Source organism: Exiguobacterium sp. s127, from assembly GCF_018618695.1.
GTDB lineage: Bacteria > Bacillota > Bacilli > Exiguobacteriales > Exiguobacteriaceae > Exiguobacterium_A > Exiguobacterium_A oxidotolerans.
Map to the genome: position 1 here is coordinate 145,949 of NZ_JACSMO010000002.1, position 16,723 is coordinate 162,671.

Genomic DNA, 16,723 nt, shown 5'->3' on the forward strand with positions numbered 1-16,723 from the left:
AAGAGTGGCATGCTACGCATGCAAGTAGGGTGGAACCGCGGGCTTGTCTCGTCCCTATGTACAACCATGTTGTACATAGGGACGTTTTTGTGTTTCCTTATAAATTTTGGAGGTGGATCTCTTGAAAATGACAGTACAAGACATGATTTTGACGTTACAGAAATTTTGGGCGGAACAAGGTTGTTTGACGATGCAAGCATATGATGTAGAAAAAGGTGCCGGGACGATGAACCCGATGACATTCTTACGGAGCTTAGGACCAGAACCGTGGAACGTTTGTTATACAGAGCCGTCACGTCGCCCGGCTGACGGACGATACGGGGAAAACCCGAACCGGTTGTATCAACATCATCAATTCCAAGTCATCATGAAACCGTCTCCTGACAACATTCAGGAACTCTACTTACAAAGTCTAGAACTCCTCGGCATCAATCCGCTTGAACACGACATTCGTTTTGTCGAAGACAACTGGGAAAACCCGACGTTTGGTGCAGCAGGTCTTGGCTGGGAAGTCTGGTTGAACGGGATGGAAATCACGCAATTCACATATTTCCAGCAAGTTGGTGGAATTGAATGTAATCCGATTGCAGTGGAAATCACGTATGGTATCGAGCGTCTCGCGTCGTATATTCAAGATGTCGAAAGTGTCTTTGACTTAGTCTGGACGGACGGGTTCCGCTATGGCGATATCTTCTATCAACCAGAATTCGAACATTCCAAATATACGTTCGAGACATCAGATGTTGATTTGTTGTTCACATTGTTTGATCAGTATGAAAAAGAAGCGAACCGGGCGCTCGACGAAAACCTTGTGTTCCCGGCGTATGACTACATCTTAAAATGCTCACATACCTTTAATTTGCTCGATGCAAAAGGAGCGATTTCCGTGACGGAACGAACAGGATTCATCCACCGTGTCCGGAACATGTCGCGCCGTTGTGCTCAAAGTTTCATCGAAGAGCGGGAACGTTTAGGTTTCCCATTGATTAAATCGAAAGCTGGTGAATCACATGCATGAATTATTACTTGAAATCGGTCTCGAAGAAATGCCGGCACGCTTCGTCTTGCAGTCTGAAACACAACTGAAGGAACGTGTAACGACATTTTTGACAGAAGCACGGATTACATTTGATACAGTCGAAGCCTTTTCAACACCGCGCCGTCTCGCTGTTCTCGTTAAAGGAATCGCGGAACGCCAAACGGATTTGGAAGAAACGTTAAAAGGACCAGCTAAACGAATCGCGCAAGATGCGGACGGGAACTGGACGAAAGCGGCGGAAGGATTTGCTCGTGGAAAAGGATTGACGACAGATGATCTATTCCTTGGTGAAGAAAAAGGAGTCGAATACATCTATGCGACGCGTAAGGAAGCAGGACAAGAAACAGCGACGTTATTGACAGGGCTAAAACAAGTGATCGAGGCGATGAACTTCCCGAAAAACATGCGCTGGAGTACACAACCGCTCCGTTACATGCGTCCGATCCGTTGGTTGATTGCCTTACTTGACGATCAAGTCATTCCGTTCGAAGTCGCATCAGTCGAAACAGGACGAACGTCACGTGGCCATCGTTTCCTTGGTCAAGACATCACGATTTTACGTCCGAATGCGTATGTCGAAGCATTGGCTGGTGAGCATGTCATCGTCAGTTATGCAGCACGCCGCCAAATGATTGAAGAACAAATCGAAGCACTAGCACAATCAGAACAATTCGAAGTACCGATCGATGCGTCACTGCTTGAAGAAGTCACGAACCTCGTCGAATATCCAACTGCCTTATTCGGTGCGTTTGACGAAGCGTACCTTGAATTGCCGGAAGAAGTCTTAATCACGACGATGAAAGAGCACCAACGCTACTTCCCTGTAAAACGTAATGGTACGTTACTGCATTATTTCGTGACGGTGCGTAACGGGAACGCGCAACACATCGAGAACGTCGCCCGCGGAAATGAAAAAGTCATTCGCGCCCGTCTTGCCGATGCGCAATTCTTCTACGAAGAAGATAAGAAAGCGGATATCGACGCACAAGCAGCCCGTCTCGACAAAATCGTCTTCCATGAAAAACTTGGAACGACGGGTGAAAAAGTTCGCCGCGTACGTGAGATGGCGCTTGCGCTTGCAGACCGCTTCTCAGCCGACAGAACGAAAGTCGATCGTGCCGGTCATATCTATAAATTCGATCTCGTCAGTCAGATGGTCTATGAGTTCACGGAGCTCCAAGGTTTGATGGGCGAGCGTTATGCAAACATGAAACAAGAAGACAAGGAAGTCGCAGCGGCGATCCGCGAGCACTACATGCCACGCTTCGCTGGGGATGAAAGTCCGGCGACACCAACCGGGACGCTACTTGCCGTCGTCGATAAGTTGGACAGCGTCGCTGGCTTCTTCGGTGTTGGTATGATTCCAAGCGGTTCTGCCGATCCTTATGCGTTACGCCGCCAGGCTCAGGGAATCGTCCAAGTCTTAGCGGATCGCAATATCCAAATGACACTCGTTGAACTGATTGATTTCGTAGTGACAGCTCAAATTAAAGCAGGTCTTTATCAGACAGATGCAGAATCAGTAAAAGTGGCGATGCAAGAATTCTTCAGTCAACGCCTCAAGTTCCGTTTATCGGAAAAAGGGTATCGTCATGACGTCGTTGAAGCAGCACTTCAACTTGATATGACGGTCGGAGCGAATGAAAAACGAGCAGCAATGCTTGAAGCGGCGACGCAACGGGACACATTCAAGAAAACAGTCGAACAGTTGAGCCGTGTACTCAACATCTCGAAAAAAGCGGAAACGGTCGTTACTATCAATCCGGAGCTTTTTGAAAATGAAGCGGAACGTACTTTACATGAACGAATCGAACAGGTCATTCCACAAGTCGCAGCGGCAGTAGAGCAATCTGATTTCGAAACAGCGATGGGCGCACTTGAATCAACGGTTCCAGCCATTACAGCCTATTTTGATGGGACGATGATCATGGCAGAAGACGATGCGATTCGATCGAACCGTTTAAGCGAAATGAAACGTTTCGCGGACGCGATTCAAGCGGTCGCACGATTCAATGCACTCACTTTAGTGTAAACAAAGGACGGATGAGCCGATGAAGTTAAATGAACGGCAGAAAAAGATACTCCAAATCGTCAAAGAAAATGGTCCGATCACAGGAGAGCAAATTGCGTCCGAGCTCTCCTTGACGCGGGCGACATTACGACCAGATCTCTCGATTTTGACGATGACAGGAATGCTCGAAGCGCGTCCGCGCGTCGGGTATATGTATGTTGGTAAAAAGAACGCCTCGATGCTTCATGAGAAACTCGACACGTTGACAGTCGGCGAGTTCATGTCTTCTGCCAAGGTGATTCATGAGAGTATGACCGTTTACGACGCAATCGTTCACTTATTCTTAGAAGATGTCGGTTCGCTCTTCGTCGTTGGCAATGATCATGCACTCGTTGGTGTCTTATCACGAAAAGACTTTTTACGAGCTGCAATCGGGAACCAAGAACTCGATTCATTGCCCGTTAATATCATCATGACGCGGATGCCGAACTTGACAGTGTGTGAGAAAACGGAAACATTGATCGGGGCCGGGATGAAGTTGATCGAAAAACAAATCGACTCGATGCCTGTCGTTGAAAACAGTGATGGCATCCTGAAAGTCGTCGGACGGATGACGAAGACGAACATGACGAAAGTACTGGTCGCGTTAGCAAGAGATGAAGAAATTTAAGAGGAGGCTCACAGATGAGACAACGTATTTATGTAGTCAGTGATTCAGTGGGTGAAACGTGTGAACTTGTTGTTCGTGCAGCAGCGATTCAATTTCCGGAGCGGGCGATTGAAACAGTCCGGATCCCATTCGTCGATGACGATCAAGTGATTTATGATCTCGTTTTGCATGCGAAAGAAGAGCGGGCGACGATTGTTTATACGATCGTCCATGCGAAGCACCGTCATTTGCTTGCGGAGACGGCGAAGGCTCACGAAGTCGAAGCAATCGACTTACTTGGACCGTTGCTTGATACGATGGAAGATCGACTCGGGATGCAACCGAAAGAAGAGCCAGGGCTAATTTATCGTTTGGATGAGGAATACTTCCGGAAAATCGAAGCAGTCGAATTCGCTGTGAAGTATGATGACGGTCGGGATCCGCGTGGAATTAAACGAGCTGATATCGTCTTGATTGGTGTTTCACGAACGTCGAAGACTCCTCTCTCACAATACCTTGCTTTGAAACGGTACAAAGTTGCGAATGTTCCTCTCGTTCCGGAATCTGTACCACCAGAAGAACTTTTCGATATTCCGAAAGAAAAGTGTTTCGGATTATTGATTTCTCCTGAGAAGTTGATTGATATCCGGATGGAACGGTTACGTTCGCTTGGTTTGAAACCGGAAGCTGCCTACGCACAAATCGATCGCATCAATCGTGAACTTGATTATGCGAAAAAATTGTATGAGCGGATTGGCTGTCAAATCATCGATGTGACGAATAAGGCAGTTGAAGAAACAGCGAACTTGATTTTGACGGGAATTTCAGGAAAGGCGCATGACTAGTCAAGAAAGTACTTGCGTAGTATACTAGTCTAGCTGATAAATGAGATGATGCAATTTTTCCAATGAAACGGAACGAGTATTCGTTCCGTTTCATTGCGGGTATATATATAAGAGTTGAGAAGAGGAGGTGGGACGATTGAAAAGAATTCCGGATGAACTGGTCGATCAGGTTCGCCAAGCGACGGATATCGTTGAATTAATCTCTGAACGTGTAGAATTAAAAAAACAAGGGAATCGGTATTCAGGGTTATGTCCATTCCATTCAGAAAAATCCCCCTCTTTTTCGGTCTCGCCTGATAAAGGAATGTATTATTGTTTTGGTTGTGGAGCGGGCGGAAACGCCATCACCTTCGTCATGGAAACGGAAGGGATGAGTTTTCCGGAAGCCGTCTCGAAACTCGCTGATCGAACGGACGTGACATTACCGGAGTTCGAGCGATCTGATCAGACTGAATCGACACCGGATCAAGAAAAGAAATACCGGATGCGTGAAGCGCATCGAATCGTTGCTGATTTGTACCATGAAGTCATGTTACAGACAGCCGCTGGTGACGCCGGTCGTGAATATCTTGAAAAACGGGGAATTGGCGAATCGGCGATGCGTGAATTTAAACTCGGCTATGCTCCAGACCAAGAACGTTTTACAGTCGACTCCTTGACCCGGCGTAATTTTGACTTGGATGAAATGGTGGAAGCTGGATTGATTTCTGTAGGTAGAGATGGCGATTATCGCGATCGATTTAACGGCAGGGTCGTCTTTCCGATTTCAGATCGTGATGGCACGGTTGTTGGATTCAGTGGACGTTCCATTGATGGAAGAGACCCGAAGTACGTCAATACGGCAGAGACACCGCTCTTCAATAAAAGTGAATTACTGTTCGGTTTTGCACAAGCACGGGGCGCGATGCGTAAAAATAAACAAGTTGTGCTCGTAGAAGGCAATTTAGATGTTGTACGAGTCGCTCAAGCGGGTATATCCTATACCGTAGCCTCTTTAGGAACGGCCTTAACTCCTGTCCATGCACAAAATCTTGGACGGATCGTCGATGAAGTCATTATTTGCTATGACGGAGACAAAGCCGGTCGGGCAGCGACGATTAAAGCATTACGTCTTCTTGAAGATGTTGCGGTAGATTGTTCCGTCATTCGGCTACCGGATGAAGAAGATCCGGATTCGTACATCGGAACTCATTCCGAAGAAACATTTATTCGTCTAGTGGAACAAGAACGGGTTTCAAGTCTTGAATTCAAATCTTTTTATTTTCGTCAAGGAAAAAACTTGCGATTAGAAGGAGAACGCGTTCGATATATTGAAACTATGCTTGAGGAGATTAATCGGACAACGAATCCTCTGCTTCGAGATATTTATCTTGGTAAGCTAGCGGAAGAATTCCAGTTATCGAAAGAATCGTTATTGTCACAAGTGAAACCGTTACAAGCACCTAAAGTAAAGCAGGAACGTCGCGTCGAACGACAAACGAACGTCGCAGCACCTCAAGACCGAACATTTACGAACTGGAAGCGAGCAGAACGTTTTTTACTTGCTTACATGATTCGGTCAGAGGAGGTTGGAATGGAAGTCCGAGATCAACTCGGAGTCGATTTTAATGATCCGGCGCATCAGCTGATCGCCGGTAAATTATATGAGTTTTATGGAGCAGGTGCTCCGGCAAATCCGGACCGCTTCTTGACGATGTTACAAGATGCATCGCTTCAACGAATCGTCGCCGATTTAGAGTTTATGCTCATGCCGGAGTACGATCCGGATTTGTTGAGTCATTATATACGCGCCGTTCAAAATGAACGACAACGACGGACACTCGATGAAGAGAAGTCACGTTTGAATCAACAAACAGATATCCGTGCTCAAGCGGAACTAATGCAGGCAATCATCGAACGGAAACGACGCTTAAAAGATCGATGACCTGTTGCATGATGTGGAAGGAGTGTATGGTTCGATGGCAGAAAAAGCAAGATCAGAAGCAGAAATACTCCGTCTCGCGAAGGATGAACTAATCGCGCTCGGACATAAAAATGGGGAACTATCGCATCAAAAAATCGAAGATAAGCTCAGCTCATTTGAATCGATGGATGCGCAACAATTTGAAGAGTTTCTTCAATTGTTAGAGACTGAAGGTATCAAAGTAAACAACGATGGTACGGGTGACGATAAAGAAGAGGCGGATTTAAACGATCTCTCTGTCCCACCAGGTGTTAAAATCAATGACCCTGTCCGGATGTACCTGAAAGAAATCGGTCGTGTCGATCTCTTGAATGCAGAGGACGAAGTCGAACTTGCAAAACGAATTGAACAAAACGATGAAGAAGCGAAAAAGCGTCTTGCTGAAGCGAACTTACGTCTTGTCGTCTCGATTGCAAAACGTTACGTCGGACGTGGTATGTTGTTCCTCGACTTGATTCAAGAAGGAAACATGGGATTAATCAAAGCGGTCGAGAAATTCGATTATACAAAAGGATACAAATTCTCGACCTACGCAACATGGTGGATTCGTCAGGCGATTACCCGTGCGATTGCTGACCAAGCACGTACAATCCGGATTCCGGTTCATATGGTCGAGACGATCAATAAATTGATTCGTGTTCAACGTCAGCTCCTACAAGACTTAGGACGTGAACCGACGCCTGAAGAAATTTCAAAAGAGATGGAAATCACACCTGAGAAAGTACGTGAGATTTTAAAAATCGCTCAAGAACCGGTGTCACTCGAAACACCAATCGGGGAAGAGGACGATTCGCATCTCGGTGATTTCATTGAAGATCAAGACGCAACGGCGCCTCAAGACGCAGCTGCGTATGAATTATTGAAAGAACAACTTGAAGATGTCCTCGATACATTGACGGACCGGGAAGAAAACGTGTTACGTCTTCGTTTTGGTCTTGATGATGGTCGGACACGGACGCTTGAAGAAGTCGGTAAAGTATTTGGTGTTACGCGCGAGCGGATTCGTCAAATTGAAGCGAAAGCTTTACGTAAACTTCGCCACCCGAGTCGTTCAAAACGTCTGAAAGACTTCTTGGATTGATTTTAAAAGTGTGAAGAAAATATGAAAATTTGGTGAGAAGGAAGAAAAAGTTTTGTTTTTTTCTTCCTTCTCTGTTTTTTTTACAGTAGAATAGTAACGGGGAATACCATTCAGTCACCAACTTGGTTGGGTATAGAATATGGGGGGAAATCCAAATGCGTAATCCATTAGTACCGTTCGCAGCGATTGCGATCATCGCAATCATTGCCATGATTTCATTGTCATACTTTGGCGTAGATCAGGCGAAAGAAGCTGAAAAGGGTCCATCAACAGCTGAAATGAAGCCAGAAGATCTATTTGCATCAAAAGGATGTACAGGATGTCACGGCGGCAATCTCGAAGGCGGAGCAGGTCCGAACTTAACTAAAGTCGGTGCGAAGCTTAAAGAAGAAGAAATCAAAGACATCGCTATGAATGGTAAAGGGCAAATGCCTGGGGGTCTTGCTAACGACGAAGAAGCCACTGTTTTAGCGAAATGGCTTGCAGAAAAGAAATAAGTCAAAAACATCTGTCTCTTCTCCGAGATAGGTGTTTTTTTCTTGTACGAATTTGGGAAAAGCCATACAGCACGGTATTTCTTTTTTGGGCTAAGTCAGCTATTTTAAAAAGAGATGGATTAGAAAGAGGAAGGATGACATACATTGCAAACACACGTCACATTAGATCAACGATTAAAAAAAGTAGTCTCATATATTCCACAAGGAGCAGTCCTCGCGGATATTGGTTCCGATCACGCATTCGTCCCGTGTTATTGTATCCAACAAGGCTTAGTCGAACGTGCCATCGCAGGCGAAGTCAATGTGGGGCCGATGGAAGCGGCACAAGGGCAAGTCGCGCTTGTTCAATTAGACGAACAGATTGAAGTACGTCTCGGGAGTGGTTTGACGGTTCTCACTCCAGGAGAAGTAACGGCTGTGACGATTGCCGGCATGGGTGGAACGCTCATCGCAACGATTTTAGAGGAAGGGAAGGCGCATTTATCGGGCGAAGAACGCTTGATTCTTCAACCGAACGTCGATGCTGTCGATGTTCGAAAATGGTTACTTGAACATGGATATGCGTTACTATCGGAAGCCATCGTTAAAGAGAATGGAAAGATTTACGAGATTCTCGTTGCAGAAAAAGGAGAAGAAATGATTTACGCAGAGGACGCGGACATCAGGAAGTGGGAATTGTTATTTGGACCGCAACTCATGCGAGAAAAAGCACCTGCTTTCATTGAAAAATGGCAAGCAGAACAACAAAAGCGTCAATTTATTTTAGAACAAATGCAGCGTGGGAATGACTCGGAGCTCCTCCAAGAAAAAATCACGACAATCCGCCGCTTGATCGAAAAAATGGAAGAGGTGACGAGCTGATGGCGAACGGTCAATTCATTATCGAACAGTTCGAAGCATTTTCACCGAAAAAATTTGCGATGCCGGGGGATCCGATCGGTCTACAAATCGGTACGCTGAATAAAGACGTGAAGCGTGTCATGGTGACGCTTGACGTCTTGGAGTCGGTCGTCGATGAAGCAATTGAAAAAGGCGTCGATTTAATCATTGCCCATCACCCGCCGATTTTTAGTAAATTAGCGCAAGTCAACGATCAATCGGCGACTGGAAGAATCGTCATGAAGTGTATCGAACATAAGATTGCCGTTTACGCGGCACATACGAATCTCGACGTAACACAAGGCGGTGTTAATGATTTGATGGCAGAAGCCATCGGACTGACCGACACAACGGTTTTGTCACCTACATTTGAAAACGCGGTCTATAAGCTTGTTGTCTTCGTTCCGCAAGAAGCCGTACAACAGGTATCAGAAGCGCTTACGAAGGCAGGAGCGGGACAAATCGGTGCTTACAGCGCCTGTCAGTTTCATAGTGTAGGGACTGGGCAATTTAAACCTGAGACTGGGACAGTACCTTACATTGGCAATGTCGGACAAGTCGAACGAGTTTCTGAAGTCCGAATTGAGACGATCGTTACGGAACTGAATCAAAAACAAGTGATTCGTGCGATGAAAAAAGCGCACCCCTATGAAGAAGTCGCTTATGATATCATGCGCCAGGAGCGGACAGCTGAGCCGTTAGGGCTTGGCAGAATCGGTTACCTCGAACGACCAGTGTCGTTACGTCAGTTCGCAGAACATGTCCGTGATGTGTTCGGTGTTGAAAACCTGCGTTTTGTGGGAGAATCGGACCGCCTCATAAAAAAAGTCGCCGTACTCGGTGGAGACGGCAATAAACATGTTTCAACAGCGGCGTTTGCCGGGGCAGATGTCCTCGTGACGGGCGATCTGTACTTCCACGTCGCCCATGATGCAATGGCGCTCGGCTTGGCAGTCGTCGATCCTGGACATCACGTCGAGTCAGTCATGAAACAAGGCGTCGTCAATGAGCTGAAGAAACGTTTTGAGGAACGAAAAATCCGCGACGTCGAATTGGTCGTCTCGACGACAAATACGAATCCATTCAAATTTTTATGAACGCAAAAAACCGTACTGCACTTTAAAGTGCAGTACGGTTTTTTGCGTGTAGACAAAGTGATATCGGAAGGTAAAAGCGTCATGTTTCGTTGCTTTTCCCGTAGGAGTCAACGAAACATGACGCTTTTTAGGTAATACCGTGACGAAAATCCAGGCATGCAGACGGTTTAAAGCGAAATCCGTCTTGAATCGCTTTAGAACCGCGAAAAGCAATCGGTCGCGACCCTGCAGCTTTGCTGTAACGGCGCGGAACATTGCCGCTTTGAAGACGAGGCGAGACAGGGAAGCGCGAACTGATAACATCTCGCTATAGAATTTTAGTTCTTTATAAGAGTTTGTCTACAGTCTAAAAACCGTACGGAACCTTAAGGTTCCGTACGGTTTTTAAATGTCTATTACAAGATTTTTACTTTTGGTAAAATCCGACGCAATTCAAGAAATGGTGTTTTATCATGTGTGCTGATATCAGCTGGGTCATACTGCTGTAAGAAATCGATGACTTTTTTCGTGATTGGTGTTGGTGTAGAAGCACCTGAAGTGACACCGACTTGATTCACGCCTTCGAGCCATGTTAAATCAAGTTCAGTCAAATCACCGATACGATGAGCTGGGGTACCTGCGATATCAAATGAAACTTGTGCCAAGCGATTCGAGTTGTTCGAACGTGGATCGCCGACGACGATCACAAGATCACAATCGCCCGCTTGATCGGCGACAGCTTCTTGACGGACTTGCGTCGCGTTACAAATTTCATTATGGACTTCGACGTGCGGGTACTTTTTACGGACATGTTCCATTAAGGCCTGGACATCCCATTGGCTCATCGTCGTTTGATTCGTGACGATGATTTTTTTGGTTGATAAGTGGGCAGGCAATGCTTCGATGTCTTCGACTTTTTCAATCAAATGGACATGTTCAGGAGCGACGCCAACTGCACCTTCTGGTTCCGGGTGTCCGTGTTTTCCGACGTAGATGACTTCATAGTCATCAGCGACGACAGTCCGGATTAAATCATGTGTGCGCGTGACATCAGGACATGTCGCATCGACGACTGTTAATTTTTTTTCAGCAGCGCGCGCATAGACGGCAGGTGAAATTCCGTGCGCTGTAAAGATGACCGTTCCTTCTCTAATGGTTTCGAGTGCTTCAAGACGATCAGGACCATCAACTGTCAAAACACCCATTCGTTCAAATTCATGTGTAACGTGAGCATTATGGACGATCATACCGAGAATATGGATAGGTCGTGGCAAGTTTTCATTCATTGCGGCTTGTTGCGCTAACTTCATCGCGTCAACGACACCATAACAATAACCACGAGGGCTGATTTTTTTTACTAACATAAGTGTTGATTCTCCTTTAGCGTAGAAAGAATGATTAGTTAGAGTGTACCATTGATTGCAGATGATTGAAAATAGAGGAGTCTATTCAAGAGTGATAACATGATATACTAATTGAGTTGTAAAAATCATGGAGAAGGAGGCAATACGTTGGAGACAAAAAAGATGATGCGGTCTTACTTTTTTCAAATCACCGCTGTTTTGTTCATTCTAATTTGTCTGGTCATCGCGGCACTTGCTTTCACAGCTGACCGTGTGACGATTTCACGGGTTGAACAGCAAACGGAAAAACAAAGTGAAAACAGTGTTGAGGTCTCGAGCAACGCACTCCGTGATAGTATCGGGAATTTACATGAAGAAATCATGGGTCTGCAATTGAATGTCGACAATATGAATGAATTAGAACGAGTCGTTCGCGAAACGAACTTACTCGATATCGATACGGGTTTTAAGAGTTTCTTCTACTATGATTTAAAGACTAAAAAATTCACATGGTTTTCTAGTGAAGATCGACGCATCCGAAATTCAAAGATTCTAGAAGATGATGATTTTCTTCAGGCCTTGACGAGTACAGACTTTCATATGAGTAAACGATATCCGTTACAGTCGGATTATCTCACGTATATGTATGTTCCGGTTCGTAACGGCAGTGAACGGGTTGGGATTTTTGGTGGTGGATTAAGTCTGATGAATTCACTTGTCTTTCGAAATTCACTCGAATCGTTCGACGACGAAACGATGGCCTATCTTTTTAACAGTAAAGGAGAGCCACTCGCGACTTCGCGAAACCTCGTGACCGACAAAGAACGTGTCTTGACTCAAAGTGTCGTCGACCGGGCATTTCAAACGGTAGAACCATACGATATCTTCAGTACGAACAAAGACATGTATTATTTTGCACGTGATTTAAAAGTGACGGATTGGAAAATTCTTGTTCGGACACCCCGGAGTGTCTTTTACGAACCCGTGTATACGACACGGCAACAATATCTTGTCATCGCAGCGTTGACGCTCGTCCTCAGTCTAATCGTCGGGTACCTCATGTCACGTCAACTGACAGCACCCTTACTCGAGCTCGTACAAAAAATCGAAAAAAGCACGACGCCACAACCGATTGAATTGGAACGATCGGGGTCGAACGAAGTAAAAACATTAGTGTCTGCTTACAATGAGTATGCCCAGCGGATGGAAAACGCGCGAGTCGAACAATTGAGTCAACAACAAGCGATGTTACACCAAGAAAAATTAGCCTCGCTCGGTCAGCTCGCGGCAGGAATCGCGCATGAAATCCGCAATCCATTGACGCCAGTCAAAATGACGCTCCAACTTTTGACGGAGCAAGAGAACAATAGTCCGGAAATGTTGGCGTTAGCCTTATCAGAACTAGATCGTGCCAACGCAATGATTGAGACGATGCTCGACCTCTCTAAAGGTGGCGGCGAGGTATTAAAGATGTCGATGATTGACATGAACGAATTCATGAAAAAATTTAAATTCATCATGGAAGCAGAAGCGCGTTTACACGCCGAGACATACGCAGAAGCAGCAGATTGTAAAATTTATACGCCGGCGCATATGCCGAATCTCTATGCCTCTGAAAATGGATTGTCACAAATCTTGTCGAACTGTGTTCGTAATGCCTTACAAGCAGTGCAGTCGCGTGGTGCAGATGGGATTTGTCATTTGCATCTACACGTCTACACGAATCAATTCGTCTTCATTGTTCAAGATAATGGTGTCGGCATGACAGAACCCCAACTCGAAACGATTGGGCAAGCCTTTAAGACATCGAAAGCGGATGGCAATGGTTTAGGTCTCTATATGTCAAGTCGCATCGTTCGTGAGCATAATGGAAAAATTGAGTTCGATAGCAAGGTTGGTGTCGGTACGACAGTCCAAATTCACTTACCACGAGGAGGAGACCAGGATGAAGTTTAATAAGTCATGGTTGCTTGTCCTCTTTGTTTGGACGGCCTCAATCCTGCTGATTTCAAATCTGTTCGTAGGTCAGGAGGAAAATCCTGACCGTGACGTTGTCGCCTTTACAATCGTCAACGATAAACATGAATTCGCCCAACGGTTGATTACAGCGTTTAAAGCCGAGGCAAAAGTAAATAAGTATGAAGCCGTCGTGGCGACGTCACATAACTCCCGCATCAGTGAACGAGAGCAAATTCGTGAATTCATCAAATTGAAGGTCGACGCGATATTTATCACGACGTTTGACGATGTTTATATTACGAGCGCATTAGAAGAAGCAGAAAAAAATGGGATTCCCGTTTTTGCGATTGACCGATTGATTCGATCTGATGCAGTCGTCAGCTCGGTGACGTCGAACAATCAGATGATTGGTGAACAACTTGCTTCATATGTCAAAAACGAACTGATTAGACGAAATGGAACTGCAACAGGAAAAGTCGTTGAAATTACGGGGACGACGAACATACACACGACGAATGAACGGCATACCGGATTCGTCAAAGGAATCGTGACAGAACCCGGGATATCGATTGTCAATTCAGCAAGTGGTGACTATGATCCGGTGACATCAGAACGCGTCATGCGTCGGATCATCGAGTCCGGTACGGAATTCGATGCGGTCTACTGTCATAATGACGATATTGCGTTAGGTGTGCTCGAAGCCTTGAAAAAAGCAGACATTTCCGGAAAAATAGTTGTCGGAATCGACGGGAATCGTGCTATATTAGAAGCTGTTGACATGAAATCGATGGATGCGACGGTTGTCCAGTCCGCTGAAGAGATGATGCAAGTCGCCTTCAGCGCGTTGAAGCTTCATACGAAAAATAAAAAAATTCCAGATCGTTTCTATACGTATTCTTATCTGTATGACGGTAGTAGACCCATACCCATGTTGAACTAAGTAAATAGATGATAAAAGTGACACAATCACTTTTAGTTGTTTAAGCAGGAGAAAGGAAGGTGACGAAGATGAATGGATTTACCCATTTTGATTTGCACCCGTTCGTCGTCGAAGCACTCGAAGACGCACGTATTAAAAAACCAACGGATATTCAATCACGGATTATTCCGGCTGCCCTTAAGGGTCGCGATATCATTGGTCAATCACAAACTGGAACAGGGAAGACCTTGTCATTCCTCTTACCGATGGTTCAAAACATCAATCCAGAATTACAAGAAATGCAAGCAATCATCGTTGCACCGACACGTGAATTAGCATGGCAAATCCACGAAGAATTAAAATCAATTCTCGTGAAGAACCCAGACTATATCAAAACGAGCCTCATCACAGGTGGGATGGATCGTGAACGTCAAATCGGGCGCGTCAAAGTTTCACCACAAATCGTCATCGGGACGCCAGGTCGCATTTTAGACCTCTTTAAAGAGCAAGCGTTAAAACCGCACTTCGTCAAAAACTATGTCATCGATGAAGCCGATCAGATGCTTGACATGGGCTTCTTACCAGAAGTGGACCGGATTGCCCAAGCACTTCCTGAGAAACTTCAGATGATGGTTTTCTCAGCGACGATTCCTGAGAAACTTCAACCGTTTCTCAAGAAGTATATGAACAACCCACGTTATGCACATGTTGATCCAAAACAACAGACGGCGAAAAAAATCGTCCATCATACGGTTCCCGTCAAGCACCGTGATCGTTCAGACTTAGCGTTGAAATTAGCGAAAGCACTCAACCCGTACATCTGTCTCGTCTTTACAAACACGAAAACAGAAGCGATTGAACTTGAAGCATCGTTCCTTGAAGCAGGCTTAAATGTCGGTTCACTTCACGGTGACCTACCCGCACGACGCCGGAAACAAGCAATCAAAGAAATCAACGAAGCGAAATTCCAATACGTTATCGTAACGGATTTAGCAGCACGCGGCATCGATATTTCGGGTGTCTCACATGTCATCAACCACGGGATTCCGAAAGATCTTGATTTCTACGTGCACCGTGTCGGACGGACGGGTCGAGTCGACCAAGAAGGACTTGCGTACACGTTGTTTGAAGATCATGAGAATGGTTCAATCAACCGTCTTGAAGACCGTGGCATCGAATTCATCAATGTCGATGTCAAGAGTGGTCAAGTCAGCGAAGTCAAAGAGCGTCGTCGTGCGAAACCACACATGAAGACGGCTGTCTCGAAAACGGCACATAGCCGTTTATCAGGTGAAGCGGCTAAAGCGAAAAAACGCGTCAAACCTGGCTATAAAAAGAAACACCAGTATAAGTTAAAAGAAACAGCAAAACGTGAGCGGATTAAAGAACAGCGTGGCGTCGGACGTGCAGAACGTAAGGCGAATGCGAGTAAATCAAAATAAGTCACGTTTCCCTACGGATGAGAAGAAGCTTCTCGTCCTAGGGATTTTTTGTTTTTTTTCCGACGTTTGGTACACTGTAAGTAGAGCGAAAGGTGGAATAGAGGATGAAAATTGGTTCACACGTCTCCTTATCGGGGAAAAAGATGTTACTTGGTGCAAGTGAGGAAGCGGCGTCATATGGCGCGACAACGATGATGGTGTATACAGGAGCACCTCAAAATACACGAAGAAAACCGATTGAGGAATTACGGATTGCAGAAGGATTATTGCACATGGAGGCAAATGGGATTGAAGAGATTGTCGTCCATGCCCCTTATATCATCAATCTTGGCAATACGACGAAACCGGAAACCTTTGAATTAGCCGTATCATTCTTGGCAGAAGAAATTCGACGCGCGGAAGCACTTGAAAAGGCGCAACATATCGTCTTACACCCTGGTGCCCATGTCGGTGCCGGTGAGGATATCGGAATTAAACGAATCATCGAAGGATTGAACGAAGTCTTATCTGGAAATGAAAAAGTAAAAATCGCACTCGAAACGATGGCAGGGAAAGGGTCTGAAATCGGGAAGACGTTTGAAGAATTGGCACAAATCATTGATGGGGTCACACACAACGACCGCTTGTCGATTTGCCTCGATACGTGTCACGTCCATGATGCAGGATATGACATCGTCCACGATTTAGACGGGGTACTCGAACGGTTTGACCGGGTCGTCGGTCTCGATCGCCTTGGTGTCATCCACGTTAATGACTCGAAAAACGTCCGTGGTGCGAAAAAAGACCGTCATGAAAACATCGGTTTTGGTGAAATTGGATTTGACACATTACATCGGATCGTCCATCATCAAGCGCTTGCTCATTTACCAAAAATTTTAGAGACACCGTATATCGGGCTTGATCCGAAAAAGAAAGTGGCACCCTATAAAGAAGAAATCGCGATGTTGCGGTCAGGGAACTTTGATGCAGAGTGGCGATTACCGCTCATCGGAACATCCATTTAAACGAGAGAGGTGTAAG

Annotated in this window: 14 protein-coding genes; 13 read left to right on the forward strand and 1 reads right to left on the reverse strand. The window is 45.6% G+C overall.

Going from position 1 to position 16,723, the window contains the following annotated elements; translation table 11 throughout:
- Positions 1–127: 127 nt before the first annotated feature.
- The 9 genes from glyQ to KNP98_RS03845 all read left to right on the forward strand — a co-directional run bounded on the left by glyQ (position 128) and on the right by KNP98_RS03845 (position 10,061).
- Complete coding sequence (glyQ, locus tag KNP98_RS03805) at positions 128–1,018, forward strand: glycine--tRNA ligase subunit alpha (protein ID WP_029332943.1); 891 nt, start codon at positions 128–130, stop codon at positions 1,016–1,018.
- Positions 1,011–3,071 carry a glycine--tRNA ligase subunit beta gene (gene glyS / locus KNP98_RS03810; RefSeq protein ID WP_214800967.1) on the forward strand — a complete coding sequence of 687 codons (2,061 nt, stop codon included), beginning with the start codon at positions 1,011–1,013 and terminating at the stop codon, positions 3,069–3,071. Before glyQ ends, glyS begins: the two co-directional genes overlap by 8 nt.
- Before the next feature lie 19 nt (positions 3,072–3,090).
- A complete protein-coding gene (gene ccpN / locus KNP98_RS03815; RefSeq protein WP_029332945.1) occupies positions 3,091–3,720 on the forward strand; it encodes a transcriptional regulator CcpN in 630 nt (209 codons plus the stop codon).
- A gap of 14 nt (positions 3,721–3,734) precedes the next feature.
- Positions 3,735–4,544: a pyruvate, water dikinase regulatory protein gene (locus tag KNP98_RS03820; RefSeq protein WP_214810719.1), complete on the forward strand. Its 810-nt coding sequence runs from the start codon at positions 3,735–3,737 to the stop codon at positions 4,542–4,544.
- A 127-nt stretch (positions 4,545–4,671) separates the two neighbouring features.
- The gene (gene dnaG, locus KNP98_RS03825; RefSeq protein WP_353048324.1) at positions 4,672–6,468 is read left to right on the forward strand and encodes a DNA primase; all 1,797 of its coding nucleotides are present in this window, start codon (positions 4,672–4,674) and stop codon (positions 6,466–6,468) included.
- A 34-nt stretch (positions 6,469–6,502) separates the two neighbouring features.
- Positions 6,503–7,588: an RNA polymerase sigma factor RpoD gene (gene rpoD, locus KNP98_RS03830; protein ID WP_012369736.1), complete on the forward strand. Its 1,086-nt coding sequence runs from the start codon at positions 6,503–6,505 to the stop codon at positions 7,586–7,588.
- Positions 7,589–7,743: 155 nt separating this feature from the next.
- Positions 7,744–8,085: a cytochrome c550 gene (cccA, locus tag KNP98_RS03835; RefSeq protein WP_029332948.1), complete on the forward strand. Its 342-nt coding sequence runs from the start codon at positions 7,744–7,746 to the stop codon at positions 8,083–8,085.
- Between the two features lie 144 nt (positions 8,086–8,229).
- Positions 8,230–8,946, forward strand: coding sequence for a tRNA (adenine(22)-N(1))-methyltransferase (locus tag KNP98_RS03840; RefSeq protein WP_088836560.1), 717 nt, complete (start codon positions 8,230–8,232; stop codon positions 8,944–8,946).
- Complete coding sequence (locus KNP98_RS03845; RefSeq protein ID WP_088836561.1) at positions 8,946–10,061, forward strand: Nif3-like dinuclear metal center hexameric protein; 1,116 nt, start codon at positions 8,946–8,948, stop codon at positions 10,059–10,061. Before KNP98_RS03840 ends, KNP98_RS03845 begins: the two co-directional genes overlap by 1 nt.
- Before the next feature lie 395 nt (positions 10,062–10,456).
- Here KNP98_RS03845 and KNP98_RS03850 read toward each other — a convergent pair whose 3' ends face one another.
- Positions 10,457–11,404, reverse strand: a complete 948-nt coding sequence (locus tag KNP98_RS03850; protein WP_214810720.1) for a 4-hydroxy-3-methylbut-2-enyl diphosphate reductase — start codon at positions 11,402–11,404, stop codon at positions 10,457–10,459.
- 147 nt (positions 11,405–11,551) lie between these two features.
- On the opposite strand from KNP98_RS03850, the gene KNP98_RS03855 reads away from it, so the two are divergent.
- The 4 genes from KNP98_RS03855 to KNP98_RS03870 all read left to right on the forward strand — a co-directional run bounded on the left by KNP98_RS03855 (position 11,552) and on the right by KNP98_RS03870 (position 16,707).
- The gene (locus KNP98_RS03855; RefSeq protein ID WP_088836563.1) at positions 11,552–13,339 is read left to right on the forward strand and encodes a two-component system sensor histidine kinase NtrB; all 1,788 of its coding nucleotides are present in this window, start codon (positions 11,552–11,554) and stop codon (positions 13,337–13,339) included.
- Entirely contained in the window at positions 13,329–14,282 is a 954-nt protein-coding gene (locus KNP98_RS03860) for a sugar ABC transporter substrate-binding protein (protein WP_214769909.1), read from the forward strand. Before KNP98_RS03855 ends, KNP98_RS03860 begins: the two co-directional genes overlap by 11 nt.
- A gap of 68 nt (positions 14,283–14,350) precedes the next feature.
- Positions 14,351–15,703 carry a DEAD/DEAH box helicase gene (locus KNP98_RS03865; RefSeq protein WP_034801484.1) on the forward strand — a complete coding sequence of 451 codons (1,353 nt, stop codon included), beginning with the start codon at positions 14,351–14,353 and terminating at the stop codon, positions 15,701–15,703.
- A 104-nt stretch (positions 15,704–15,807) separates the two neighbouring features.
- On the forward strand, positions 15,808–16,707 hold the full coding sequence (locus tag KNP98_RS03870) for a deoxyribonuclease IV (RefSeq protein ID WP_088836565.1): 900 nt from the start codon (positions 15,808–15,810) through the stop codon (positions 16,705–16,707).
- The last annotated feature ends 16 nt before the right edge of the window (positions 16,708–16,723 follow it).

What these genes read in the sequence shown, in the direction of transcription:
- KNP98_RS03860 (WP_214769909.1), top strand. Translation starts at nt 13,329, where the DNA reads ATGAAGTTTAATAAGTCATGGTTGCTTGTCCTCTTTGTTTGGACGGCC.
- KNP98_RS03850 (WP_214810720.1), bottom strand. Translation starts at nt 11,404, where the DNA reads ATGTTAGTAAAAAAAATCAGCCCTCGTGGTTATTGTTATGGTGTCGTT.
- KNP98_RS03820 (WP_214810719.1), top strand. Translation starts at nt 3,735, where the DNA reads ATGAGACAACGTATTTATGTAGTCAGTGATTCAGTGGGTGAAACGTGT.
- KNP98_RS03845 (WP_088836561.1), top strand. Translation starts at nt 8,946, where the DNA reads ATGGCGAACGGTCAATTCATTATCGAACAGTTCGAAGCATTTTCACCG.
- cccA (WP_029332948.1), top strand. Translation starts at nt 7,744, where the DNA reads ATGCGTAATCCATTAGTACCGTTCGCAGCGATTGCGATCATCGCAATC.
- glyS (WP_214800967.1), top strand. Translation starts at nt 1,011, where the DNA reads ATGCATGAATTATTACTTGAAATCGGTCTCGAAGAAATGCCGGCACGC.
- glyQ (WP_029332943.1), top strand. Translation starts at nt 128, where the DNA reads ATGACAGTACAAGACATGATTTTGACGTTACAGAAATTTTGGGCGGAA.
- KNP98_RS03865 (WP_034801484.1), top strand. Translation starts at nt 14,351, where the DNA reads ATGAATGGATTTACCCATTTTGATTTGCACCCGTTCGTCGTCGAAGCA.
- rpoD (WP_012369736.1), top strand. Translation starts at nt 6,503, where the DNA reads ATGGCAGAAAAAGCAAGATCAGAAGCAGAAATACTCCGTCTCGCGAAG.
- KNP98_RS03870 (WP_088836565.1), top strand. Translation starts at nt 15,808, where the DNA reads ATGAAAATTGGTTCACACGTCTCCTTATCGGGGAAAAAGATGTTACTT.
- ccpN (WP_029332945.1), top strand. Translation starts at nt 3,091, where the DNA reads ATGAAGTTAAATGAACGGCAGAAAAAGATACTCCAAATCGTCAAAGAA.